Below are 24,318 nucleotides of genomic sequence, written 5' to 3' on the forward strand. Positions count from 1 at the left end.
AGACACCATGCAACAACCCGTGGACGGCAACGCCGCGGCAGGCCCGCTGGCCCAGTTCTTCGGCCGGGACATGACGGCGGCCCAGGGCGTCTGCGCGCAGTGCGGCATGAACGGCCCGCTGGGGGAGGCCACCGTGTACGGCCCCGCCCCCGGCACCGTGCTGCGCTGCCCGAACTGCGACAACGTGCTCATGACCCTCGTGGAGGCACCGGGCCGGATGATGGCCGCGATGCCGGGCCTCGGCCTGCTGGAGACGCCCGTGCAGGGAGGTGGCTGACCGTGGCCGTCGTCTCCAAGGGCTTCAAGGGACGCGGCGGGCACGACGACCGCCTGCCGCCCGGCCAGTACCTCACCCCCGGCTTCCCCGTGCTGTCCGCGGGCCCGACGCCCCGGGTCGACACCGCCGGCTGGACGTTCACCCTGGTCACCGAGGCCGGCCGGGAACGCGTCTGGACCTGGGACGAGCTGCTCGACCTGCCCCAGAGCGCCCCGCACACCGACCTCCACTGCGTCACCGGCTGGTCGAAGTTCGACACCGACTGGCAGGGCGTGTCGATCGACGTCCTGCTCGACGACGTGGACACGCAGGCGGAGTTCGCGGAGGCGTACTGCCACGGCGGCTACACGACCAACCTGCCGCTCGCCGACCTGCGCGGCGGCAGGGCGTGGATCGTCCACACCTTCGACGGCGACCCGCTGCCCGCCGAGCACGGCGGCCCGGCGCGGCTGCTGGTCCCGCACCTGTACCTCTGGAAGTCCGCCAAATGGGTGAAGGGCCTGCGCCTGCTCGACCGCGACCGGCCCGGCTTCTGGGAACGGGCCGGGTACCACAACCACGGCGACCCGTGGCGCGAGCAGCGCTACTGGAACAGCTGATCGTGCCCATAGACGGGGGACGCCTGCCGCGGGCCGCCCCGCAGCCGTTAGCGTGGGCGCATGCGCTCACGTCGTTCCGTGCTCTCCGTGCCGGGCAGCAACCCCCGCTTCCTGGAGAAGGCCCAGACCCTGCCCGCCGACGAGGTCTTCCTCGACCTTGAGGACTCCGTCGCGCCGCTGGCCAAGGACGAGGCCCGCAAGAACGTCGTGACCGCGCTGCGCGAGGGCGACTGGACCGGCAGGACCCGCGCGGTCAGGGTCAACGACCTGACCACGATGTGGACGTACCGGGACGTGATCGAGGTCGTGGAGGGCGCCGGGGAGTTCCTCGACTGCCTGATCCTGCCCAAGGTCCAGGACCCGACCGAGGTCGTCTGGCTCGACACCCTGCTGACCCAGATCGAGCGGTCGATGGGCTACGAGGTGGGCCGCATCGGCATCGAGGCCCAGATCGAGAACGCCCGCGGCCTGGTCAACGTCGACGCCATCGCCGGGTCGTCCAGGAGGCTGGAGGCCCTGGTGTTCGGGCCGGCCGACTTCATGGCCTCGATCAACATGCGCACCCTCGTGGTCGGCGAGCAGCCGCCCGGCTACGAGGAGGGCGACGCCTACCACTACATCCTCATGCGACTGCTGATGGCCGCCAGGATGCACGACCTCCAGGTGATCGACGGCCCCTACCTCCAGATCAAGGACGTCGAGGGCTACCGCCGGATCGCCCGCCGGGCCGCCGCGCTCGGGTTCGACGGCAAGTGGGTGCTGCACCCCCTGCAGGTGGAGGCGGCCAACGAGGTGTTCTCGCCGAGCCAGGACGACTACGACCACGCCGAGCTGATCCTGGAGGCGTACGAGCACTACACCACCGTGGAGCGGCGCGGCGCGGTCATGCTGGGCGACGAGATGATCGACGAGGCGTCCCGCAAGATGGCGCTCGTCGTGGCCGCCAAGGGCAGGGCGGCCGGTCTGGCGAGGACGAAGTCGTTCACACCTTGACGCCCACCGCGGTGAAGAACCACAACGACGAGGTCAGCCAGAGCCCGACCAGCGCCGTGAACGCCAGCCCGCCGAGCAGCGGCAACGTCCAGCCCGGCGCGTCGCGCTTGGGCAGCGCCAGCATCTTCGCCGTGAACAGGCCGTAGAAGAAGCAGCCGAGCAGCGAGTGGGCCAGCACGCGCGGCACGTCGAACTGCAGGCCCAGGGCGTACAGGCAGTGGAAGGCGACGGGGATCGTGAGGAGGAAGGCCAGCCGCCCCGACCAGCGGTGGACGCCGTCCGGCAGCTCGATCCCCAGCCTTCCCCACATCGACAACGCGGAGACCACCTGGACGATCGCCAGCGCGAACGCCCCGGTCGTCAGCCACGCCTTCATCGGCAGCGCGCCGGAGAACCCGGCCGGGCCGATCGCGAACCCCGTGGGCGTGTGCGCCCGGCCGTACACGCCGAGCCCCAGCGCCACCAGGCCGCCGGCCAGCAGCGGGATCAGGAGCACCGCGGCCGTGCGGTGCGAGGACCGGTGAATGGCGGTCATTGCATCTCCTCGATGAAGCCGTCCACGTCCTTCGGCAGGACGGTGGCGCCGGCGACGGTCACGGGGGTGGTGGGCCGTCCGGCGTCCAGCCGGGGGATCTCCACCTGGTCCTGGCCCAGGAACGCGGCGCCGACCTGGTCGTAGCCGCCGCCGGGACGCGGGACGCGGATCCAGCCCGCTCGCAGCTTCGCGCCTCTGACCTGCGCGGTCGCCCGGTACAGCCCGGACGGCCGGACCACGGCGGGCGCGGTGAACGTCCACTTCCCGCCGCCGACGGACAGGCTGCCCCTGGCGCGTCCGTCGCCGAGCGTGGCGGTCAGCCGGGCCGTGCCCGGGCCCTTCAGCACGGCCTTCCCGCCGGCCTCGCCGCCCTTGAACCAGGCTTCCGACCTGCCGTCGCAGAAGTAGCCGACGGCCTTGCCGTCGCGGACGGAGAGCGCTATCAGGCCGCCGTTGCCCTTCACGTACCCGCCGTAGTCGGCCTTGGGGATCTTCGCGGCCTCGGTGGGCGCGGGCGACGCGGACGGCGACACGGACGGCGACGGCGCGGCGGCGGCCTCGGTGGGGGATCCCGCCGCGGCCGTGTCGGTGGTGGGCGCGGTGTCGGCCGCCGGTGCCGCGGTGACGCTGGCGACGCCCAGCCCCGCGGCCAGGACCGCGCCCGCCGCCAGGGTGATGAAAGGTCCCAGCCTTGACATGGACTGCTCCCAAAGTCGGAAGGGCGAAATGCCGTACGACTCCGAGCATCCGCCCAAAGGGGCGGGTCGTCTGTGAACTAATGCTCACCCGGCAGACAGAATGTATGGATGCAGGAGAACCCTGGACCGAATCCGCCATATGGCAGTCAGCCGCCTGGGCCGCCCGTCTATCCTTATGGGCCGCCGCCCGTGCCGCAGCCGCGGTCCTGGTTCCTGCCGACGCCGCAGGGGGCGCGTTACGACCATCTCGCCCGCACTCCGGCGAACGAGCCGTGGCGGGCCGTCGTCGGCACGATCCTCGTGGGCGTCGGGTTCTTCGTCGTCGGTACCGGCGTGCTGCTCGTGGGCAAGGCCGCCGAGCTGATCCTCGGCCTGCCCGCCCCGACCGCCCCCGGGCAGATCTTCGGCGATCCGGTGTTCGGGCTGGTGATGGTGCTGCTGTCGATCGCGGCCGTGCTGCCGCTCGTCTTCGGCACCGCCGCGCTCGTCCAGCGCCGCAGGCCCGGCACGCTGTCGTCGGTCGCCGGACGGCTGCGCTGGTCCTGGTTGCTGCGCTGCCTCGGCCTGGCCGTGCTGGCGCTGGTGCTGGGCCAGATCGCGCAGGTCATGGCCCTGTCGTTGACGGGGGAGGGGTACTCCGACCTGTTCGGCTGGGTCGGCTGGGGGCGGTTCCTGCCCGCCCTCGTGGTGATCGTGCTGCTGGTGCCGTTCCAGGCGGCGACCGAGGAGTACATCTTCCGCGGCTGGTTCGTCCAGGCGGTCGGCGTGCACGTGCGCAATCCGGTGTGGGCGATCCTCATCGGGTCCCTGCTGTTCGCGTCGCTGCACGGCTACTCGTGGGTGGGGCTGCTCGACGTGTTCGCCTTCGGCGCGGTGATGGGCTGGCTGGCCGTACGGACCGGGGGGCTGGAGGCGCCGATCGCGTTGCACGTGATGAACAACATGCTGGCCTTCGGGCTCAGCGCCGCATCGGGCAGCCTGGAGGACGCGCTGGACCAGGGCAAGACGCCCATCCCGTGGCAGGCGTTGTCGGGAACGGTGGTGCAGCTCGCGGTGTATGCGATTGGTGTGTTCTATATATCCAAAAAGCGGGCAATTAGTGTTATTTCTGGATAAATCAGGCGAGTGGTTCCGGAAATCTCGCTAGAGAGGTCTCGCCAATCCGGCTCAGGCATGCTGGTCTGGTTCCTGTGGGACAGGCGAGGGCGTCACGGAGGTGATCGTTTTGGTGGGACGGGGTAGAAAATAGGCGCATAAGGTGGGACGGGATTTGTGGAACGGTCCGTAAAGAAACGGCCCGTTCGCTCACCGTTTCCCCGCGCAACCCGGTTGACCAGGTCCGATTCGACGGGTTCCACCTGTACGACGAGTTCGACTAGGAGGTGCGGCGCGTGGCCTCCGGCCCCAGCGATCCGCCACGGCGACCGCCGGACGACGACGACCCGCGTCCTGAGGACGCCGCGGAACCCCCCTCCCGGGAGGAGCCCGGAACCTCTCCCGGCCAGCCCAGGGCCTCTTCCGAGCAGGCCCGGGCCTCTTCCGGGGAGCCCAGGATCCGCCACTCCCCGCCCGGGCCCACCGACGACCGGGCCCGGGGCTTACCCTTGACCTCCCCTTGGGGCATGCCGCCGTTCGCGTCCCCGATCCCGGAGGAATCGCCGCAGGAGCCGCCCAAGGGGCGCAGACCGTACAGCTCGCCGACGGCCGAGCCCGAGGTCGAGCCGCGCCGCCGCCCCCGGCGCATCGTCAACCGCCCGGACAAGCTCGTCGCCGGCGGCCCGCCCCGCCAGGAACCCCCCGCCGCGCCCCCGCCCCCTGCGCCCCCATCCGCCGCTTCCCCGTCGGAGCCCCCATCCGGGCCCCCGGCCCCGCCCGCCGACGGCCCCCAGGAGGGCACGCCCCCCGCGGGCCCCTACCGCGAGCCGCCCTACCACCTGCCGCTCCCGGCCGACGAGGCCCCCGCCCCCGCCACACAGCCCCCGCCCGCGCAGCCGGAAACCCCCGGCCCCCAGGCGCGAGGACCGCACGACGTGGGATCCCGGGCCACCGGACCGCACGACCCCGAATCCCAGCCCCATGGACCGCACGACCCCGAGTCCGACGATTCCGAGTCCCGCGATCCCGGGGGCCGGGAAGCCGAGCCCGCGGCGGCCGGTGAGGAGGACACGGAGGTCCGGCGGGTGGGCCGGCCGCCTGGCGGGCGGCCCACGAGACCGGATCTGCTGGTCGCCACCGGCCCGCCGCGCCCCGGCGCCGGCGGCAGGCACCACAGGGGCCCGGCCCCGGCCGCCGTACGCAGGTCCAGCCCCGTGCACCGGGGCAGCAGGGCCGCCCCCATAGCCCTCACCATGGCCCTGGCGCTCCTGGTGGCCGCAGGGGTGCTCGTGTGGCGCTGGAGCGACACCGACGCCACCGGGCTGCGCCTGGAGGCCGGCACCGGCCGTTCGGGGGACGACCTCTTCACCGTCCCGGCCGCCGGCGTCGGCACCAACCAGAAGCTCAACGACATCGTCTCCGTCGGCCGCGCGGTGGTCGCGGTGGGCAGCGACACCACCAGCCCGACCCCGCGCCCGCTCTTCCTGTTCTCGCCCGACGCCGGCAAGCACTGGCAGCTCGGCCAGGTGAGCGGCGCCTCCACGCCCATCGTCCAGCGGGTGGTCGGCGGCGACGGCCGCTGGCTGGCCAGCGGCGGCGACGGCCCGTCCGGCGAGCGCGGCCTGTGGACCAGCGTCGACGGCTTCAGCTGGACGACGGTCAACGCGACCGGCATGGCCGCCTTCCGCCCCGGCGACCAGATCTACGACATCGCCAGGACGGCCTCCGGCTTCGTCGCCGTCGGCGCCACGCCCGGGGACGGCGGCCCCGCCCCGGCGGCCTGGCGCTCGTCCGACGGCCGGGCCTGGGAGCGCGTGGAGACCAGGGGGCTGGACGTCCAGGAGATCAGGGCGGTCGTCGCCCAGGGCGACACGGTCGTGGCCGTCGGCCGCCCGGCCGACGGAAGCGGCTCGCGGGTGCTGCGCTCCTCCGACGGCGGACGCGGCTGGCAGGCGACCGGCTTCCAGCTGCCCGAGGCCGAGCCGCGCACGGGCACGGTGGCCGTGCTGCCCAAACGGTTCGTCCTGGTGCCGACCAGGCAGCGTACGGTCGACGGCGGCGTACGCGTCTACTGCTCGCCCACCGGCGCCCAGTGGTCGCAGTGCGGTTCCATCGGCGGCCTGAGCGGCGAGAGCCCCGGGGTGGAGTCGCTGGTCTCCTACCGGTCCGGCGTGGCCGCGATCAGCCAGGCCACCTTGGGCAAGTACTCGGTCCTGACCAGCGCCGACGGACGCGGCTGGGCCAAGCGGGCCGACCTCGGCGACCTGGCGGGCGCCACGCTGCGCGGGTTCACGATCTCCGACGGCGGCACCCTGTTCGCCGGCGGCGACCAGGCCGCCTCCGACGTCGACAACCAGCTCGTGCTGATGACCGCGCCGCCGCGCGGCGCCGCCTCCCGCGTCCAGCTCGCCCAGGTCGAGGGCCTGACCAGGGTCTCGCGCGAGACCACCCGCCTGGCGGCCGCCGGCGGCCGGTACGTCGCGGTCGGCGCCGCCTCCGGCGACGCCGGCCTGTGGACGATCAGCAACTGGCAGCGCTGGAAGTCGATGAGCCTCGGCGGCCCCGGCAGGCAGATCCTGGAGGACGTCGCCCACGGCGCTCGCGGCTGGCTGGCGGCCGGCAGCACCCAGACGAACCTGGCCGTCACCGACCCCCTGCTCGTCACCTCCGACGACGGCGAGAACTGGCGGCGCGTGCCGGCCTCCGGCGACCTGGCCCGCGACCGCGACCGGCCCTACCTGGACACCCACGCCGTGGCGGCGGGCAAGAAGGGGTACGTGCTGGCCGGCGAGTCCCACGACCAGGCGGGCTCGGTGGCCGCCGCCATGTGGTTCACGCCCGACCTGCGCAAGTACACCCGGTCCAGGAAGCTGCCCCAGGGCGGTTCGGGCGTACGCGTCCACGACGTGATCGCGACCCAGGGCGGCTACGTCGCGGTCGGCGGGTCGGGGACCGCCGACCGGGAGAACAGCGTGGTCTGGTTCTCCGACGACGGCGTGAACTGGAGCGCCCGCAAACGGGTCACCCCGCCGGACGCCACGTCGGCCGGGCTGCGGCAGGTCACGACGTACCACGACAAGCTCGTCGCGATCGGCACGGCCGTGACGGACGGCTCACGCCGCGCCTTCTCCGCCGTCTCCGACGACGACGGCGAGAGCTGGACGACGGCCTGGCTGCCCGCGGACCAGGCGGCGGCCGTGCACGACCTGGCCGCGGGCGACCAGGGCCTGGTGGCGGTCGGCTGGCACGGCGTCCCGGGCGAGGGCGACAGCGCGGCCTGGGTCTCCCAGGACGGCCTGTCGTGGAACCGCATGGCCCTGACCAGGGACCGGCTCTCCGGCCTCGGCATGCAGGCCCTGACGGCCGTGGCGATCAGCGGCACGGAGGTGGTGGCGCTCGGCAGGTCCACGACGTACGACACCGACCACCTGATCCTGTGGACCTCCAGCCTCACCGCCAGCCGGTGAGCACGCCCCACTCGGTCAGGCAGCCGAGCAGCCCCTCGGTGAGCGGCAGGAGCGCCAGCTCGTCGGGGCCGCACCAGCGCACGTCGGCGGCGTCGTCACCGGCCACGGGCACGCCGCCGGCGCAGGTCGCCAGGTAGTCGCGGATCACGTACGTGACGCCGCCCGGCCCGGGACGCTCCGCCGTGCCGGCCAGGCGGCCCACCTCGACGCGCAGCCCGGTCTCCTCCATGACCTCGCGGCGCACGCCGGCCGCGTCGCTCTCGCCGGGCTCCAGCCGGCCGCCCGGGAGCGACCACAGGCCCTTGCCCGGCGGGCGGCCGCGCCGGATGAGAAGAAGCTGGTCAGAGGCGTCGAAAATGATCGCGCCGACACAATTTACGCGCACATGACCAAGATTACGACGGGATAACGGGTCCCGGTCTTGACGCGACCGTGCCGGAGGAAGCACCGTGGGTAGCTGTGAGAGCGGCTCCTACCTGCCCAAGGTGCTTCGGCCCGCTTCACGGGTCGAGCGCCCTGTCCGGTGTGTTCCATTGCGACACGCACGGCGACGTCCTGCCGTACCAGCCACCGCGACCGCCCACGGGCGAATCGCTGGAGGCCATGCGGAAACGCTCGGTGGTGCCCGTGTGGCTGCCCTGGCCATTGCCGCCCGGCTGGATGGTGACCGGGTTCGGCGAGGTCGGCGACGACCGTACCGGCTCGCGGGCCAGCGTGGTCGCGCTGAGCGGGCCCTCGCCGATCGAAGGGCCGGCCGACCTGCTGGTCATCGCCGAGGAACCGGGCGTCGGGCTCGGCGCGACGTTCGCGGGGCTCGACGGTCCCGACCCCGGCGAGGGGTTCGACTCCGGGCCGCCCAACGCGAAGATCGAGGTGCTGGGTCATCCCACGGCGATGTGGTGCCTGGCCGGCATCGACGACCGGGCCGTCTACGCCGGTGAGGCGCTGGGCAACTGGTTGTGGACCATCGCCTGGCCCGCCGAGGCCGGCTGCATGATCGCGCTGGCCGAGCTGTCCCTCCAGGACGCCCGCGACCGCGAGTTCGAGGTGCCGTTCGGCGGGTTCTCGCCGCTGCTGGAAGACTGAGGGCCGGAGATCGAGCGCCTGGCGGGCCGGGCGCGGAGCTGAGCACAGGATCGCCTCCCCCGGGCGGCCGGTTGGGGGAGCGGTGTCCGGGGTCAGGTTCTTCGTCGAGGCGTTCGTGACGATGTTCGTGATCATGGATCCGCCGGGCGTCATCCCGCTCTTCCTCGCCTACACCTTCGGCCGCACCCCGGCCGAGCGCAGGCGCATCGCCTGGCAGGCCGCGGTGACGGCGTTCTGCCTGGTGGTGGTGTTCGCGGTGTTCGGGCGGGCCATCCTGTCGTACCTGCACGTCGAGGTGCCCGCCATGCAGATCGCCGGCGGCCTGCTGCTCCTGCTGGTGGCCCTGGAGCTGCTGCGCGGCACGGCCGAGCCGCGCACCGACACCGTGCGCTCGAACGTCAACGTCGCCCTGGTGCCGCTCGGCACGCCGCTGCTGGCCGGGCCCGGCGCGATCGTGGCGACCATCGTCTTCGCCCAGCAGGCCGAGGGACGCGCCGACGGGCTGGCCGCGCTGATGCTGGCCATCGCGGCCGTGCACATCCTGCTGTGGCTGTTCATGCGCTTCTCGGTCAGCATCATCCGCGTCATCAAGGAGAACGGCGTGGAGCTGGTCACCAGGATCGCCGGCCTGCTGCTCTCGGCGCTCGCCGTGCAACTCATCATCAACGCGATTCGCGCTCTCATGCAGACGGGCTAAAGTTCGGAAGCGTGACAGCGCGTATCGAGCGAGTGGTGACCGAGGGCGTCGTCGACATCGACGGCACCGAGCACAAGGTCGAGAACAACACCTGGATCATCGGTGACGACGACGAAGTCATCGTCATCGACGCGGCGCGTGACGCCGAGAAGATCCTTGAGCAGGTCGGCGAGCGTGAGGTGCTGGCCGTCATCTGCACCGCGGGCCTGCCCGACCACGTCGGCGCGGCCATCGAGGTGGCCAGCAGAGACGAGGCGGTCGTCGCCCTGCACCCCAAGGACAAACCGCTGTGGCGGGAGACCTGGCGGGAGACCTGGCCCGACATCGACATGGAGGACGACGGCGTCTTCGGCGTCGCCGACGTCCAGCTCGACGTCATGGAGACGCCCGGCGTCACGCCCGGCGGGATCTCGCTCTACTGCGAGGCGCTGGGCGCCGTCTTCACCGGCAAGGCCCTGCAGGCCGACGGGCCGGGCAAGCTCGGCGGCGAGTACCCGGCGCTGGCCGACCAGCTCACCTCGATCGGCGGCCGGCTGTTCACGCTGCCGGCCGACACGCGGGTGCTGGCCAACCACGGTGACGAGGTCACCGTCGGCGACCTGGAGCCGCACTTCGACGACTGGGTGTCGGGCTCGCTGACCCGCGACCCGGCCGCCGCCCGCGACGACGAGGGCCCGCTGACCGACGGCACCAGGGTCTCCGGCATCAAGCTCGGCCCCGGCGACGAGTAGGTGTACGACCAGCTTCCGCTGGACGGGATGCCGCGGCGGCTCTACGCGTGCACGCCGTCGCGGTTGAACACCTGGCTCGACTGCCGCCGCCGCTACCGGTTCACCTACCTGGACCGGCCGCAGCCCTCCAAGGGGCCCGCCTGGGCGCACAACAGCGTCGGGGCCAGCGTGCACAACGCGCTGGCGGCGTGGTGGCGTGAGCCGTACGAGCGGCGCACGCCGCTGACGGCCGCCGTCCTGCTCACGAACGGGTGGATCACCGAGGGGTTCAGGGACGCCGAGCAGTCGGCCGAGTGGCTGGGCCGGGCCCGCGACCTCGTGTCCGGATATGTCACGACCTTAGATCCCGCGGACGATCCGGTCGGCGTCGAGCGCACGGTCGCCACGCGTACCAAGGTGGTCGCGCTGTCCGGGCGCATCGACCGGCTCGACCGGCGCGGCGACGAGCTGGTCGTGGTCGACTACAAGACCGGCCGCCGCCCGCTGACCCAGGACGACGCCCGCTCGTCCCTCGCGCTGGCCACGTACGCCATCGCGGCCTCCACGATGATGCGCACGCCGTGCCGGGCGGTCGAGCTGCACCACCTGCCCACCGGCGAGATCGTCGAGTGGCGCCACACCGACGAGTCGCTGGGCCGGCACCTGCGCCGCGCCGAGGAGATCGCCGTCGAGGCCGCCACCGCCGACGACCGCTACCGCGCCGTGATGGGCGCCCCGACCTCGACCAAGCGTTCCGCGGCGGGCCGGGGGGCGGGCGAGCGTCCCGTCGTCGGCCCGGCGCAGGTTCCCGCCGAGCTCGACACGGTGTTCGCCGCCAGCCCCGGCCCGCTCTGCTCGTGGTGCGACTTCCGCCGCCACTGCCCGGAGGGCCAGGCCGCCGGCTCCGACCGCAACCCCTGGGACGGCCTGGCCGACTGATCCCCGCGAAGCGGTCAGGCGGCCCGCGCCGCCGGCCAGCGACGGGGGTCGGTCAGGCCCTTCAGCCCCTTGCTGACGTCGTAGCCGGCCGCGCCGAGCCGGGCCCGCGCGCCCGCCAGCATCGCCCGCGTCGAGGGCATGAACGCCCGGTCGTGCACCGGCTCCGGCAGCGCGTTCATGCCCAGCCGGAACGCCTTCAGCGCCGCGGTGACCGTCGCGGGGGGCACCTCGGGCAGCACGCCGTACATGCGGCGGGCCCACTCCGGGAGCGTGTAGTAGCAGAGCGCGCCGAAGGGAAAGTAGGCCGGTTTGCCCGGCGACAACATGCGCAGCTCGCGCGGCAGCCGGGGCCACAGCAGGAACCGCACGGTCGCCGCCGCCTCCTCGGTCACCCGCAGGGCGGGCCGGGCCTGCTTGAAGTAGGCGTCCATCTCGGCGCACGAGCCCGGCACGTCTTCGGGGTGCAGCCCGACGTAGGAGGCGCTCCTGCGCTGCTCGCGCAGGTAGCGGTCGGCCTGCCGCTCGTTCAGCCCGAGCCCGCCGCGCCTGGCCACCTCCAGGTACGACGACACCTCCGCGCAGTGGACCCACAGCAGCAGCTCCGGGTCGTCCACCCGGTGCGTGCGCCCGGTGCGCGGATCGGTGATGCGCAGCGCCTTGTGGATGCCGCGCACCCGCCTGCCGATCTCGTCGGCCTCGGCCGGGCTGCCGAACGTCACCCGGCCCACGAAGTCGGCGGTGCGGCGCAGGCGGCCGAAGGGGTCGTCCTGGAAGGTGGAGTTCTGCCAGACGCCGAGCATGGCCAGCGGGTGCAGCGCCTGCAACATGAGGCCGCGTACGCCGCCCACCCACATCGAACGGTCGAGATGCACCTGCCAGGTCGCGCTCCGCGGCGCCTGGACGACGAGTTCGTCCGTCATAGTAAGTGAATGATTACATGGCGTTGGACCTTGTGTCCAAATAGTGCTTCTCGGCCGCGTTCCAGAACCTGACCAGCGCGGCGGCCGTCGTCTCCGGCGCCTCGACGGCGGGGGAGTGGACCGCGCCTGGCACGACCACGCAGTCGGCGCCGAGCCGGGCGGCCGTCTCCGACTGGGTCTCGGGCGACCAGCCGTCGTCGTGCTCGCCGTAGAGGACCAGGGTGGGGATCTCGATCTCGCGCAGCTCGTCGGTGCGGTCGTCGGCGTGCAGCACCTGCTCGGCCATCCGGGCCAGGCCGGTGGGGGAGTTGGTCAGCAGCCGCCTGCGCAGGAACGCCAGGATCTCGTCGGAGACGTCGGCGGCCAGCGCCTCGGGCTCCATCCGGTGGTGCCAGAGGTGTTCGAGCCCCAGGGCCGGGATCTCCTCCATGATCTCCCGGCCGTTGCGCGCCCGCCTGCCCTCGATGGCCGCCGGGCCCGAGCTCATCAGCGTGAACGAGGCGAACCGGGTGCGCCCGTCGATCACGGCCTCCCGTCCGACCAGGCCGCCGAAGGAGTGGCCCACCAGGTGGACGGGGTCGCCGCCGCCGATGGCCTGGGCCATCAGGTCGACGTCGGCCCCGAGGGCGGCGCAGGTGTAGGCGGCGGGGTCGTCGGGGCCCGGGGTCTCGTACTGGCCGCGCAGGTCGACGGCCACCACCCGGCGGCCGGACTGGGCCAGGGTCATCAGGACCGCGATGAAGTCCTCCTTGCTGCCGGTCAGGCCGGGGACCAGGAGGGCGGGCCAGCGCTCGACCACGCCGCTGACCGGAAGCGCCTCCAGAGCCGCGAACGCGCCATGGGGCGTTTCGAGCTTCTGCGGCGTCACACCGGGTGGCAGGTCGAGGAATCGCGGCGTACTCACGTGGGGCAACAATACCCAGAGGTCAGCGCCTCGACACCGGCAAAGCTTCGACCCTGGTGCGAGTTGTGGCGAGTTGTGAGCTTTGCGGCTTTCACGCTCCGGAGGCGGGTGGGCGACGTCCTCACCCCCAGTGGGGCGTGGCGGGCTCTGAGGCGGCCTCTGGGGTCCTGCGATGCCTGGAGGGCGCATATGTCGTGCGGTGCGTCCGTGAGGCCGTGAGGGGCGTGTAGGGCTCCCTCCCGGCGCCGGTGCCGTACGGACGAAAAAGGCGCGCACCCCGCGAACGGGATGCGCGCCTCCTTCTCGTCGTCGCTAGCCTGCGCGGCGGCGGTTGCCGCTACCGCCACCGCCACGGGCCTGGCGGCGCTGCTGCTTGCGCTCGGTCGCCGCGGACGGCGCGATGTCATCGTCGTCCGTGGCCAGGTCGGGTGACTGGAAGATCACCGCGAACGGGCTCGGCGGGATGATCCGCTCCGGCTCCTTGTGGACCGGCGGCGGAGGCGTGGCCAGGAAGCTCGGCTGCGGCACGGACTCCACGACCGGCTCGGGCGCGACCTCGGCCGCGCGGCTCCGGACCGGCTCCACCGGAGCGGCCTCGGCCGCACGGCTCCGCACGGGCGCCTCGGCGGCCTCCTCGCGCGGACGCGGGTCGGCGGCCTGGGGCTGGTCGGCCTTGCGGGAGCGGGTCCGCTTCACCGGGGTCTTCTCCGGTGTCTCGGCCAGCGCCTGCTCGATGGCCGACGACGCGGCCCCCCTGCTGCGGACGCGCGTGCGCTTCGGCTCGGCGGCCGCCGTCTGGACCTCGTCGGGCGTGAAGATGGCGGGAGTCTCCTCCGTCTTGGCGGCCACGATCTCGACCTCCGGCGTCTCGGCGGGTACGGTTTCGGCCAGTTCCCTGCCGCCGCGGGTGCGGCGACGCTGGCGCTGGGCGCGGGCCGGGCGCTCCCGCTCTTCGCGCTCCTCGCGCCGGCCCTTGCCGCCGCCGCGGGTGCGGCTCCGGCCGGTCTCACCGAGGTCCTCGATGCGCTCCGCGGCCAGCCCGGCGCGCGAACGGCTCGCGTGCGGCAGGACGCCCTTGGTGCCGGCGGGGATGTTCAGCTCGGTGTAGACGTGCGGCGAGGTGGAGTAGGTCTCCTCCGGCTCGGCGAAGTCGAGCCCGAGCATCTGGTTGATCATCTTCCAGCGGGTCAGCTCCTCCCACTCCACGAACGTGACCGAGATGCCTGTGCGCCCGGCCCGGCCGGTACGGCCGATGCGGTGCACGTACGTCTTGTCGTCCGAGGGGCAGTCGTAGTTGACCACGTGGGTGACGTCGTCGATGTCGATGCCGCGGGCCGCCACGTCGGTGGCGACCAGCACGTCGATCTTGCCCGCCCGGAAGGCCCGCAGAGCCTGCTCGCGCTGGCCCTGACCGAGGTCGCCGTGGACGGCCGCGACCGCGAAACCACGCGTGTCGAGCTGTTCGGCGACCATGTCGCAGGCCCGCTTGGTCTCGCAGAAGACCATGGTGAGCCCGCGGCCCTCGGCCTGGAGCAGCCGGGCGACGATCTCGATCTTGTCCATCCGGTGGGCGCGCCAGACGATCTGACGCACCTGCGGGGTGGTCTCGCCCTCGCCGCTCTCCATCTCCGCGCGTACGTGGGTGGGACGGTTGAGGTATTTGCGGGACAGCGTGACGATCTCGCCCGGCATGGTGGCCGAGAACAACATCGTCTGCCGCTCCGCGGGGATCAGCTTGAAGATCCGCTCGATGTCGGGCAGGAAGCCCAGGTCCATCATCCGGTCGGCCTCGTCGAGCACGAGGGAGGTGACCTGGCTCAGGTCGAGGTGCTTCTGCTTGACCAGGTCGAGCAGACGGCCCGGGGTGCCGACGATGACGTCGACCCCGGCCTTGAGCGCCTCGATCTGCGGCTCGTACGCCCGGCCGCCGTAGACGGTCAGGACTCGGGAGCCGAGCTTGCCGGCCGCGGTGACCAGGTCTTCACTGACCTGGACGGCCAGCTCGCGGGTCGGCACGACGACCAGCCCGCGGGGCTTCTTGCGGTTCTTGCGCGGCTTGCCGATGCTCTGGAGCATCGCGATGCCGAACGCGTAGGTCTTGCCCGTGCCCGTGCGCGCCTGGCCGATGAGGTCCTGGCCGCTCAGGGCGAGCGGGAGCGCCATCTCCTGGATGGGGAACGGTGTGACGATACCCTCGGTCTCGAGGGCATCGGCGATCTCTGGTGTGACTCCGAGGTCTCGGAAAGTCGTCAGCGTGGCCTGCCTCAGTCTCAAATGAAGGCGGGCCTGCCGGGACCGACGGGCGGAAAACAGCCCCCGTTACGTGGGTCCTCGCGGTAGAGCCAGCCCTCTCGCGTCATCAGCGACCGCGCACCCGGGGAATCGGGGGTTATCGGGGGAATCCCCCGAACTAACACAGTGCGGTCGCACTTTCACAGAGCAGTGTACTCGATACCACAACGCTGGCCGAGCTCGCTTATGTTCCCGCATATCTCGGGAAGTACGCTGCCTCCATGAACGAGTCTCCTGGAGTCGTCGACCTGCTCGGGGTTCTAGCTTACGCCGAGCTAAGCGCCTACGCCCGGATGACCGAGGACGCCGCCACCCTGGCGCCCTCGCTCGCCGACCGCGCAGCGCTCAGCGAGCTGGCCGTGGCGGAGTACGCCCACTTCCGCCTGCTGCGCGACCGCCTGGCCGAGCTGGGGGCCGATCCGGAGGAGGCGATGGCGCCGTTCGTGGCGGCCCTCGACGCCTGGCACACCCAGACGCGGCCGGCCGACTGGTTGCAGGCCCTGGTCAAGACGTACGTGGGCGACGGGATCGCGCTCGACTTCTACCGGGAGGCCGCCCGGCACCTGGAGCCGTCGATCGTCAAGCTGGTGGACGAGGTGCTGGTGGACGAGGCGCGCTCGCAGTTCGCCGTCGAGCGGGTCAGGGCCGGGATCGAGGCCGACCCGACGGCGGGCGGGCGGCTGGCGCTGTGGGCCCGGCGGCTCGTCGGCGAGGCGCTCAGCCAGGGGCAGCAGGTGGCGACGGCGCGGCCGGAGCTGGCGTTGCTGCTGGTGGAGTCGGCCAGGGCGGCGGGGGGCGAGACGCCTGACATCTCACGCCTCTTCGCGACGCTGACGGAGGCGCACAACAAGCGAATGGCCACCCTCGGCATCTAGCCCGGCTGGTGGACGGACGACCGTGGGTGGGCCTGCTGGCTCGGTCTTGCCGGGTGCCGAAGGAGACCGGTCTGGTCGTGGGGCGGTGCGAGGGTACGAAACGGATGTACCGTCCCAGACATGAGGGCCTGGCGCCGCTACGGCAGTTCCTTGACGAGATGTGGGCCGAATCGCTGGACTTCGCGCGTCGTGCTGCGGAGGGGAAGCGCGGGATGCCCGACGAACGACCAGAGCCGGGATCACGCCGACCACACACGGGATCAAGACCACACACGGGATCACGCCGACCACATACCGGATCACGCCGACCAGAGCCGCCACCACGCCGAGCAGAGACGGGATCACGCCGAGCGGCGCCGCCATCACGTCCGGGGCTGCCGCCTCGGACAGCCGGGCGGCCGCGAGGCCTGTGGCCCGTGATGCCGGTGCGGCCCCTGGGGCGTTCCCCGCGTGACCGGGTGGAGGCGTCGGGCGGCGTGCGCGGCCGGTGAGGGTACGGCTGATCGTGGCCGTACCCTCGTCGTGGGCCTTTGGGGTGGTTAGAGGGTGCCGCCGAAGCCGACCGGCCTGGCCTCGTCCTCACCGATCTCGACGAAACCGAGCGAGGCCACCGGCACGACCACGCGCCGGCCCTTGACGTCGGTGATGGCGAAGACGCCGCGATCTACCGACAGCGCGTTCCTGATCTCCTCTTCGACCTGTTCGGCGGAGAGGTCGGTCTCGACAACGAGTTCGCGGTGTACCGAGCGTACGCCGATCTTGACTTCCATCGTGGCTCCCTAGTCGACTGGGTTAGCGCTCGGTTCCATCGTCGCCGCTCGGCGGCCCGGAGGCGGTGAATGATCGCGCCCAGCGAACGGGTTATGCCGTACGCGGAAAACCGCTGATCCCGCGCCAGGCGAGCCGCGCCATGAGCTGCTCGGCCGCGTCCTTGGGGATCGAGCCCTGCGCGGTGACCCAGTAGCGCGCGCTCACCTCGGCCATGCCGACCAGGCCGACGCCGAGCAGGTGGGCCTCGTCGCTGGTGCAGCCGGTGTCCTCCTGGATGACCGCGCTGACCATCTCGGCGCACTCCTGCAGGGACCGCTCCACCCGCTGGCGCACCGGCGCGACGTTGCGCAGGTCGGACTCGAAGACCAGCCGGAACGCCTCCCCCTGCGTGGAGACGAAGTCGAAGAACGCGCTGAACGTGGCCTGCACCCGCAGCTTGTTCTCGTGGGTGGAGGCCAGGGCCTCGCGGCAGCGGTTGACCATGTCGTCGACGTGCAGGTCGAGCAGCGCGAGGTAGAGCTCCAGCTTGCCGGGGAAGTGCTGGTAGAGCACCGGCTTGCTGACCCCGGCCCGATCGGCGATCTCGTCCATGGCGGCCGCGTGGTAGCCGTTCTCCACGAACACTTCCTGCGCGGCGCTCAGCAGTTGCCGGCGTCGGGCCAGTCGGGGCAGCCGGGTGCCCCGGGGCTTCGCGTCCGGGGTTGCGGTCACGCGGGTCTCCATTGGTCTCTCAGCGAACTGTGCCGACATCCTACGTGCGGGTAGCCGACACCTCGGCGGTCATCGTCATACACGCTCGATCTGGCGGGCCGCCCGTGCTCAGCGGTAGTCGTCGTCGTCGTAGTCCACGACGCGGTCCTGGTCGGCCGCGTCGGCGGGGTCGGCGTCGAGCGGAAGCTCGCGGCGCGGCTCGGCGGTCTCCTGGCGGATCTCGCGATGCTGCTCGGCGGCGTCGGCCTCGGGCGTCTCCGGCGACAACTCCTCTTCCTCCTCCTCGTCGTAGACGTTCTCGTCCCCGCGGGTGTCCATCTCCGACATCTTCGGCCCCCCTCTTGGTGCGGACGGGTCCAGACTACGCCCGGCCGAAAAGGTCGCCGTGCTTCTCCACTCTGGCGAGTACGTCAGGGGCGGTGAACACCAGGTCATCGGCGTGTTCACAGTCCTCGACCTCCTTCCACAGCAGCGGCGTCGAGACCGTCGGCCGCTCCCTGGCCCGCAGCGAGTACGGCGCCACGGTGGTCTTGGCCGGATTGTTCTGACTCCAGTCGATGAACACCTTGCCCGGCCTGGCCTTCTTGGCCATGACGCTGACGATCTCCTTCGGGTGCTCCTTCTCCAGGACCTGGGCCAGCCTCTTGGCGTACGCGGCGGGCTCCTCGCGGCAGTCCCAGTCGGCGTAGAGCTGCATGCCCTTGTTGCCGCTGGTCTTGGGCCTGGCGTCGAGCCCCTCGCCCTTCAGCACCTCGCGCAGCGTGAGCGCCACCCGGCAGCACTCCACGATGGTCGCCGGCGCGCCCGGGTCCAGGTCGAACACGAGCGTGTCGGGCGGCAGCGCCGCGCCGTCGTCGTCCACGCGCCACTGAGGCACGTGCAGCTCAAGCGCGGCCAGGTTGGCGTAGTAGGCGAGCGTCGGCAGGTCCTCGATGACGGCGAAGTCGATGCTCTCGCGGCCCTTGGTGCTGCCGGGGGCGGGCAGGTTGACCTTCCTGACCCAGTCGGGCGTGTGCTCGGGCGCGTTCTTCTCGAAGAAGAACTGGCCGGTGACGCCGTTGGGGTACCGCTTGACGGTCAGGGGCCGGCCGGCGAGGTGCGGCAGCAGGACGGGGGCCACGCGGGTGTAGTAGTCGATGACCTCGGCCTTGGTGAAGCCGATCTCCGGGTAGAGCACCTTGTCCAGGTTGCTCAGCGTCAGCTCGCGCCCGTCGACCCTGACCGGCACCTTCTTCACAGCGTCACCTCCGCGGGGAGCTTGTCGGCGCGCAGCCCGCGCCACACCGGATGTCTCAGCCGCAGCTCGTCGGTCCACATGGTGTAGCCCACCTCCCCGACGAGATCGGGCCTAACCCACCGATTTCTCCACGGGACCGCGTTCGTGAACGGGCTGCGCGGGATCTCCAGAGGCTGGAGCGCCTGGTGGAGGTCGTCCAGGATGGCGTCGGTGAACCCGGTTCCCACGTGGCCGACGTACGTCAGCCCTTCACCGGTGAAGACGCCCATGACGAGCGAGCCGATCCCGCCGGCTCTGCGGCCCTTGCCGGGTTTCCAGCCGCCGATCACGACGTCACGCGTGCTGAGGTGCTTGACCTTGATCCACCACGATGAGCGCACGCCCGGCCGGTAGGGGGAGTCGAGGCGCTTGGCCACCACGCCCTCCAGGCCCTGCTCCCGCGTGGCGGCGAGCAGGTCGGAGTCCCCGGGGAAGTACGGGGGCGCGCCGACGTCCAGCTCGTCGAGGAGCGCGCGGCGGTCGCGGTAGGCCAGGTCGAACAGCGGCCGGCCGTCCAGGCAGAGCAGGTCGAAGGGCATGTACGTGACGGGGTAGAGCTCCAGCACGGCCGGCTCCGGGTCGGTCAGGTGCATACGGTGCTGGAGCCGGACGAAACTGGGCCTGCCGCGCCGGTCCAGCGCCACGACCTCGCCGTCGAGCACGGCGTTCTTGACCCCGAACCCCGAAATTTCGGGGTATCGCCGGGTGTACTCCACACCGTGTCGTCCCGTCACCCTCAGGACGCCGTCGAGGTGCACGAGCGCGCGGATGCCGTCCCACTTGACCTCCAGGCCGTACCGGTCGCGATCGGAGGGTAGCTCCCCAGGTACGGCCAGCATTGGTTCAATCGGGTATGGCATTGGTTGCCCCATGACGGGTATGTGCCCATATGGTGAGCCCGCTACTGCTGAGGAGTGCCCATGCGCAGCATCTGGAAAGGTGCGATCTCCTTCGGGCTGGTCACCATCCCCGTGAAGCTCTACTCGGCGACCGAGCAGAAAGACGTCAGCTTCCACCAGGTCCACCGGGACGACGGCGGCAGGATCCGCTACAAGCGCGTGTGCACGGTCGACGGCGAGGAGGTCCCGTACGCGGACATCGCCAAAGGGTACGAACTGGCCACGGGCGAGATGGTGGTGCTCACCGACGAGGACTTCGAGGACCTGCCGCTGAGCACGTCGCGCAGGATCGACGTCCTGCAGTTCACCCCGGCTGCGCAGATCGACCCCATCTACTTCGCCAAGTCGTACTACCTGGAGCCCGACGCGCAGGGCGCGAAGCCGTACGTGCTGTTGCGCGACGCCCTGGAGAGCTCGGGACAGGTGGCCGTGGTCAAGGTGGCGCTGCGCCAGCGGGAGTCGCTGGCCACCCTGCGCGTACGTGACGGGGTGTTCGTCCTGGAGACCATGTTGTGGCCGGACGAGATCCGCGCCCCCGACTTCGAGTTCCTGGAGGAGGACATCGAGGTCCGGGCGCAGGAGCTCAAGATGGCCGAGTCGCTGATCACCACCATGGAGTCGGACTTCGACCCGAGCGAGTACCACGACACGTACCGCGAGGCGTTGCAGCAGGTGATCGAGGCGAAGGTGGCGGGCAAGGAGGTCGTCGCGGCGCCGGAGGAGGAAGAGGCGGGCCCGGCGGTGGACCTCATGGCCGCCCTGCGCGCCAGCGTCGAGGCCGCGAAGCGGGAGCGGACCGGGGAACCGGCCAAGCCGAAGAAGGCGGCGGGCGGCGGCAAGTCCGCCAAGGCGTCGAAGGGGGCCGAGGGGGCCGAGGAGGAGGAGAAGGCCCCGCCGAAGCGCAAGGCCCGCAAGTCCGCCTGACCCCTTCCGCCACGACGGTCCGTACGACGACGCCCCCAGGACGTTCGAACCGGGACACCGAAGAGCTGGTGGCCGCCGACCCGCGTGACTACCCCGCTGGACAGTTCGCCCTGTAGCGCGGCCGCGAACCGGCGGCGAGGGCCAGACCGCGTTTGCGGCGCCAGACGGTGAGCAGACCTGGTCGCCCACGGCGGTCAGGATGGGGATCAGCAGGCCGTCCCTGGACGGCGTGCCCGGAGAAGATCGTGTGCCGGCCGGTGAGGCTGTCCAGCGGGGTGCCGACGGCCCTCCCCACGCTCAGGCCCAGCGTCACCCACGGCGGACGCCTTCCTGCCCGCGAGCGCTGTGCGGACGGCGAAGGACATCGCCATCGCTCTGGCGACAGACCCGCTGGCGTAGATGGGCGGCCGAGACGAGCTTCTCTGGCGATATGGATCGCCATGGCGAAGTAGCGCACCCCCATGGCTCCGGTGACGAACCGCATGGCCGGAAGGGCTGTGGGTGGCACTGAGGTGCGCACGGGGGCTTCACGCGAGGGCTGGCGAAGGCGGCCTGGTGGAGAGGGCGACGAGCGGCCGATCCCGGCCAGGATGATCCCGTCGCGCGGCTTGGCCGCTTCCCGATCCAGGAGACCGATCACACCGCGTACAACACCTGGCGGACCAACCCGGCGCGCCGGCGTGAGGCGATCACCGCGCGGGAGCCGGCGAGGCGGTTGGTCGGGTGAGACATCAAACGTCAGGTTGGCGCACGACAACCGGGCGGGGCAGGGGTTGGGCGAGTGGTGGTCGCGCATCCGAGCGGCGGGAGGTCGGGCAGGGCGTGCTCATGGCGGTGGACGCCCTTTCCTGGGGCGACGTGCCTGGGGGCTGGCCGTATGCGCCTACGTGCGTGGGCCGCCGGGCGGGCTTCAGCGTCGCGTGGCAGGGGGGCGCGCTGCCTGTTCGGCCCGAGGGGGCGCAGAAGGTGTCGGCTCTCGCGGTGTGCCGGGGGCGGTCGTCCGTGTTCCGGCTCACATAACGGCCATTAGCCATAAAGCGGACATTATCTTCAAATCACAAGAAGTCGCATCAATTGCCCCAGGTAAATCGGTCGATCACCGACACTTGATGCCGGTCGAGAGGCGGTGCTCGGGTCTCCGGGTCCGCTTATCCGTGTCGGACGCCCCCGCCAGGCGATCATGATAGATTCGGACATATCATGGCATATCAGTCAATAAATGTTTAATGCAAGCAATAAGGCTGTTAATGCATAGCAAAAAGGCGGCGGTTCTGTGTTGCCATGCCCGCGTCCAGGAAATGACATTTCACGGATGGCTCATCACAGGTCGTCCAAGGGCAGTTCCCTGGCAACCGGGGAGCGTTGAGAACGGGGCAACCAATCCTTTAGGGGGAAACGCAATGCCCAAGCTCAAGAGTATTCTCGCAGGCCTCGCCGTCAGCACGGCCATGGGCGGCGGTGTCGTAGCGCTCGGTGCGGCGACCACCGCGACCAGCGCCGACGCCGCCACCAGCGCCGGTGTCGTCACGTCCACCAGCTTCCAGGCCGGCTGCTTCCGCAGGTCCCGGTGCGGTGGCTGGGGATGGGGCAACAACTGGGGCGGCGGCTGGGGCGGCGGCTGGGGCTGGCGCCGTCACGGCAACCGCGTGGGCAAGGTGAAGGTCACCATCCACAACCGCAACTTCAACCGCAACCGGGTGACGGACACGGAGGCCGTGCGGCCGATGCTCCGCGACCGCGACCACGACCGCGACCGCGACTGGCGCTGACGGCGGACGGAACCGTCATCCTCATGAAGGCGGCGCCGCGCTGAATTCGACCATCGGGTACCGGGCTCGGAAAACGGTCTGAATTACGGCTCGGCGCGCCGGAGGGTTCATTCTCTCCGCGCCTTCGGAAATTCTGGTGAGGGCTTCACCGGCATCGGCCGGGGAGCCCTCACTTGCGTTTGCGCGCGAGTGGCCATGCAAATCTGTGCCCACTGGCAAAAGAGGACAATTGCGGTTTGCTGGCTATTCATGGGGATATATCAAGGTCATGGATGGCAGGCATGGCAAGCCATACCGTCCACGTCGTTTCCTGGGAATCCGGAAGCGTCGAGAAACGGGGCATCCAAACCTTTAGGAGGAAACGCAATGCCCAAGCTCAAGAGTATTGTCGCAGGGCTCGCCATGAGCACGGCCCTGAGCGGCGGAGTGATCGCCCTCGGCGCGGCGACCACGACCACCAGCGCCGAAGCCGCCACCAACGTCACCGCCGGGGCGACCACCGCCACTCTGTCCGGCTGCTTCCGCCGCTCGTGGTGCGGCGGCGGCTGGGGCTGGCGCAACAACTGGCGTCGCCACCGGCTCCCCAGGATCCGGATCATCATCGTCAACCGGAACCGTAACCGCGACGCGATCGCGCATGACGTCCGCCAGCAGCTCCGCACTGACGACGCCGAGCGCGACTGGAGCTGACCACAGGTTCTGAACCCGGGGCGCGAACCGTGATCGCGCGACCGAGTGCCCGCATCCCGCCGGACTTCCGTTCTCGTCGAGAACGAGCTCCTGGCAGGGAATGCGGGCACTCACTCGTTTCACCTTCTTGTCCGTACGGTCTTGGCACCGGATGACGATCCTGTGCGGCGCAGAGGGGGCGGGCCGGCTCGGGAAGGACGCGGGACACGTCGAGTGCCCGCATCCGGGAGGCGATTCTCGCTCTCCGTCGAGAGAGCGGGTCGGCCGGATGCGGGCACTCCTCTACGTCGGCGTGGTCTCACTTCTCAGGTGGGCTCTCGCTGGGCGGGCCGTCCCCGGGTGAGACCGCCGCCTAGTCGTCGTGGTGCTCGCGCTCGTCGTGCCGCTGCACGTTGAGGTTGTTGTGGTTGCTGTTGTGGTTGGAGTTGTGGATGACGACGCGGACCCGGGGGGCGTTGTTACGCCGCCAGCCCCAGCCGCCGCCGCGGCCCCAGCCCCAGCCGGCCCCGCGGCCCCAGCCCCAGCCGCCGCCGCAGCGACGGTGGCAGCCGCCGCCCCAGCGGTTGCCCCAGCTGCGGCCCCAGCCGCCCCAGCCGCACCGGACCTCCCGGAAGCAGCCGGCGAGGGTGGCCGCGGTGGCCGAGCCGGTGACGCTGGCGGCGCTCGCGCCGGTGACGGTGGTCGCCGCGCCCGCGCTGACCACACCGCCGGTCAGCGCGGTGCCCATGGCGAGCCCTGCGATAACACTTTTGAGCTTGGGCATTGTGTTTCCCCCTAAAAGGATTGATTGCCCCGTACTCGCCGCTCCGCGTAATCCGAGCCTTTCCGGATTTCTCTGGAGCGGCGTGGATGCCCGCTAGCGAACATCCATGCCAGGGATATATCCGACCGAATGCCCCACAAACGGACATTGTCCTCTCTTGTCCGACACTATGGAGCATCATGGTGCATAATCGGACATTTCGGACTGTCCGAGCCGCAGGGCCGGCATCAGGGGAGGGGGACCCCGCATTCAAGGGAGAACGCAGTGAGGGCCCCACCGGCAGAATGCCAGTGGAGCCCTCACCGGGAATTGCCGCGGTGACAGAGGAGAATGGATTCTCAGGCAGGACAGCAAGGTCCGGGTGCGGTCACTTCCTGAGAGCCCAGTACTCGCCGGTCGGATTCACTTCGCCGTGAAGAGCGACCATC

Annotated in this window: 25 protein-coding genes; 13 read left to right on the top strand and 12 right to left on the bottom strand. The window is 71.1% G+C overall.

Translation table 11 applies throughout. The features are described from left to right. Positions 1–7 precede the first annotated feature (7 nt). From AB0J46_RS31590 to AB0J46_RS31600, 3 genes are read left to right on the top strand one after another with little or no spacing between them, the layout of a single operon-like run. A complete protein-coding gene (locus tag AB0J46_RS31590) occupies positions 8–277 on the top strand; it encodes a DUF6510 family protein (RefSeq protein ID WP_352319227.1) in 270 nt (89 codons plus the stop codon). 2 nt (positions 278–279) lie between these two features. Beyond that, positions 280–876: a sulfite oxidase-like oxidoreductase gene (locus AB0J46_RS31595; protein ID WP_364337849.1), complete on the top strand. Its 597-nt coding sequence runs from the start codon at positions 280–282 to the stop codon at positions 874–876. Positions 877–936: 60 nt separating this feature from the next. Next, positions 937–1,869, top strand: a complete 933-nt coding sequence (locus AB0J46_RS31600) for a CoA ester lyase (protein WP_352352861.1) — start codon at positions 937–939, stop codon at positions 1,867–1,869. On the opposite strand, the gene AB0J46_RS31605 is transcribed toward AB0J46_RS31600, so the two are convergent. Both AB0J46_RS31605 and AB0J46_RS31610 read right to left on the bottom strand, forming a co-directional pair. Then, positions 1,859–2,404: a DUF6529 family protein gene (locus AB0J46_RS31605; protein ID WP_364337850.1), complete on the bottom strand. Its 546-nt coding sequence runs from the start codon at positions 2,402–2,404 to the stop codon at positions 1,859–1,861. The two genes, AB0J46_RS31600 and AB0J46_RS31605, sit on opposite strands and share 11 nt — an antisense overlap. Further along, on the bottom strand, positions 2,401–3,102 hold the full coding sequence (locus AB0J46_RS31610; protein ID WP_364337851.1) for a hypothetical protein: 702 nt from the start codon (positions 3,100–3,102) through the stop codon (positions 2,401–2,403). The genes AB0J46_RS31605 and AB0J46_RS31610 overlap by 4 nt, the downstream gene beginning before the upstream one ends. 189 nt (positions 3,103–3,291) lie before the next feature. Between AB0J46_RS31610 and AB0J46_RS31615 the strand changes: the two genes are divergently transcribed. Both AB0J46_RS31615 and AB0J46_RS31620 read left to right on the top strand, forming a co-directional pair. Then, positions 3,292–4,218 carry a CPBP family intramembrane glutamic endopeptidase gene (locus tag AB0J46_RS31615; RefSeq protein WP_364337852.1) on the top strand — a complete coding sequence of 309 codons (927 nt, stop codon included), beginning with the start codon at positions 3,292–3,294 and terminating at the stop codon, positions 4,216–4,218. A gap of 506 nt (positions 4,219–4,724) precedes the next feature. Then, on the top strand, positions 4,725–7,664 hold the full coding sequence (locus AB0J46_RS31620; RefSeq protein WP_364337853.1) for a hypothetical protein: 2,940 nt from the start codon (positions 4,725–4,727) through the stop codon (positions 7,662–7,664). Here AB0J46_RS31620 and AB0J46_RS31625 read toward each other — a convergent pair. Then, complete coding sequence (locus tag AB0J46_RS31625) at positions 7,648–8,049, bottom strand: NUDIX hydrolase (RefSeq protein WP_364337854.1); 402 nt, start codon at positions 8,047–8,049, stop codon at positions 7,648–7,650. The two genes, AB0J46_RS31620 and AB0J46_RS31625, sit on opposite strands and share 17 nt — an antisense overlap. Before the next feature lie 74 nt (positions 8,050–8,123). On the opposite strand from AB0J46_RS31625, the gene AB0J46_RS31630 reads away from it, so the two are divergent. The 4 genes from AB0J46_RS31630 (at position 8,124) to AB0J46_RS31645 (ending at position 11,096) form a co-directional block, all read left to right on the top strand. Next, positions 8,124–8,750, top strand: coding sequence for a DUF6758 family protein (locus tag AB0J46_RS31630; RefSeq protein ID WP_364337855.1), 627 nt, complete (start codon positions 8,124–8,126; stop codon positions 8,748–8,750). A gap of 82 nt (positions 8,751–8,832) precedes the next feature. Continuing rightward, positions 8,833–9,447 carry a MarC family protein gene (locus AB0J46_RS31635; RefSeq protein ID WP_352319244.1) on the top strand — a complete coding sequence of 205 codons (615 nt, stop codon included), beginning with the start codon at positions 8,833–8,835 and terminating at the stop codon, positions 9,445–9,447. 11 nt (positions 9,448–9,458) lie between these two features. Next, a complete protein-coding gene (locus tag AB0J46_RS31640) occupies positions 9,459–10,178 on the top strand; it encodes an MBL fold metallo-hydrolase (protein WP_352352854.1) in 720 nt (239 codons plus the stop codon). Continuing rightward, entirely contained in the window at positions 10,179–11,096 is a 918-nt protein-coding gene (locus AB0J46_RS31645; protein WP_364337857.1) for a PD-(D/E)XK nuclease family protein, read from the top strand. Between the two features lie 14 nt (positions 11,097–11,110). Here the strand turns inward: AB0J46_RS31645 and AB0J46_RS31650 are convergent, their stop codons facing one another. The 3 genes from AB0J46_RS31650 to AB0J46_RS31660 form a co-directional block, all read right to left on the bottom strand. Then, entirely contained in the window at positions 11,111–12,016 is a 906-nt protein-coding gene (locus AB0J46_RS31650) for an oxygenase MpaB family protein (RefSeq protein WP_364337858.1), read from the bottom strand. 13 nt (positions 12,017–12,029) lie between these two features. Further along, positions 12,030–12,920 (bottom strand): alpha/beta hydrolase, encoded by an 891-nt coding sequence (locus AB0J46_RS31655; RefSeq protein WP_364337859.1) that lies wholly within the window; start codon positions 12,918–12,920, stop codon positions 12,030–12,032. Between the two features lie 312 nt (positions 12,921–13,232). Further along, entirely contained in the window at positions 13,233–15,083 is a 1,851-nt protein-coding gene (locus AB0J46_RS31660) for a DEAD/DEAH box helicase (RefSeq protein WP_364337860.1), read from the bottom strand. Between the two features lie 350 nt (positions 15,084–15,433). Between AB0J46_RS31660 and AB0J46_RS31665 the strand changes: the two genes are divergently transcribed. Continuing rightward, on the top strand, positions 15,434–16,087 hold the full coding sequence (locus AB0J46_RS31665) for a ferritin-like fold-containing protein (RefSeq protein ID WP_364337861.1): 654 nt from the start codon (positions 15,434–15,436) through the stop codon (positions 16,085–16,087). A 539-nt stretch (positions 16,088–16,626) separates the two neighbouring features. Here the strand turns inward: AB0J46_RS31665 and AB0J46_RS31670 are convergent. The 5 genes from AB0J46_RS31670 to ligD (AB0J46_RS31690) form a co-directional block, all read right to left on the bottom strand. After that, a complete protein-coding gene (locus AB0J46_RS31670) occupies positions 16,627–16,857 on the bottom strand; it encodes a DUF3107 domain-containing protein (protein ID WP_352319257.1) in 231 nt (76 codons plus the stop codon). 91 nt (positions 16,858–16,948) lie between these two features. Next, positions 16,949–17,569, bottom strand: coding sequence for a TetR/AcrR family transcriptional regulator (locus AB0J46_RS31675; protein ID WP_352319259.1), 621 nt, complete (start codon positions 17,567–17,569; stop codon positions 16,949–16,951). Between the two features lie 108 nt (positions 17,570–17,677). Next, positions 17,678–17,887: a hypothetical protein gene (locus AB0J46_RS31680; RefSeq protein ID WP_364337862.1), complete on the bottom strand. Its 210-nt coding sequence runs from the start codon at positions 17,885–17,887 to the stop codon at positions 17,678–17,680. Between the two features lie 43 nt (positions 17,888–17,930). Continuing rightward, on the bottom strand, positions 17,931–18,806 hold the full coding sequence (gene ligD, locus AB0J46_RS31685) for a non-homologous end-joining DNA ligase (RefSeq protein WP_364337863.1): 876 nt from the start codon (positions 18,804–18,806) through the stop codon (positions 17,931–17,933). Continuing rightward, on the bottom strand, positions 18,803–19,684 hold the full coding sequence (gene ligD / locus AB0J46_RS31690) for a non-homologous end-joining DNA ligase (RefSeq protein WP_364337864.1): 882 nt from the start codon (positions 19,682–19,684) through the stop codon (positions 18,803–18,805). The genes ligD (AB0J46_RS31685) and ligD (AB0J46_RS31690) overlap by 4 nt, the downstream gene beginning before the upstream one ends. An 81-nt stretch (positions 19,685–19,765) precedes the next feature. Here ligD (AB0J46_RS31690) and AB0J46_RS31695 point away from each other — a divergent pair, with 81 nt between their 5' ends. The 3 genes from AB0J46_RS31695 (at position 19,766) to AB0J46_RS31705 (ending at position 23,127) form a co-directional block, all read left to right on the top strand. Then, complete coding sequence (locus tag AB0J46_RS31695; protein ID WP_364337865.1) at positions 19,766–20,668, top strand: Ku protein; 903 nt, start codon at positions 19,766–19,768, stop codon at positions 20,666–20,668. Between the two features lie 1,400 nt (positions 20,669–22,068). Further along, a complete protein-coding gene (locus tag AB0J46_RS31700; protein WP_364337866.1) occupies positions 22,069–22,437 on the top strand; it encodes a hypothetical protein in 369 nt (122 codons plus the stop codon). Positions 22,438–22,803: 366 nt separating this feature from the next. After that, positions 22,804–23,127 carry a hypothetical protein gene (locus tag AB0J46_RS31705; protein WP_364337867.1) on the top strand — a complete coding sequence of 108 codons (324 nt, stop codon included), beginning with the start codon at positions 22,804–22,806 and terminating at the stop codon, positions 23,125–23,127. Positions 23,128–23,479: 352 nt separating this feature from the next. Here AB0J46_RS31705 and AB0J46_RS31710 read toward each other — a convergent pair whose 3' ends face one another. Next, a complete protein-coding gene (locus AB0J46_RS31710) occupies positions 23,480–23,890 on the bottom strand; it encodes a hypothetical protein (protein ID WP_364337868.1) in 411 nt (136 codons plus the stop codon). Positions 23,891–24,318: the final 428 nt, after the last annotated feature.

Source organism: Nonomuraea sp. NPDC049758 (genome assembly GCF_040674635.1).
Classification (GTDB): domain Bacteria; phylum Actinomycetota; class Actinomycetes; order Streptosporangiales; family Streptosporangiaceae; genus Nonomuraea.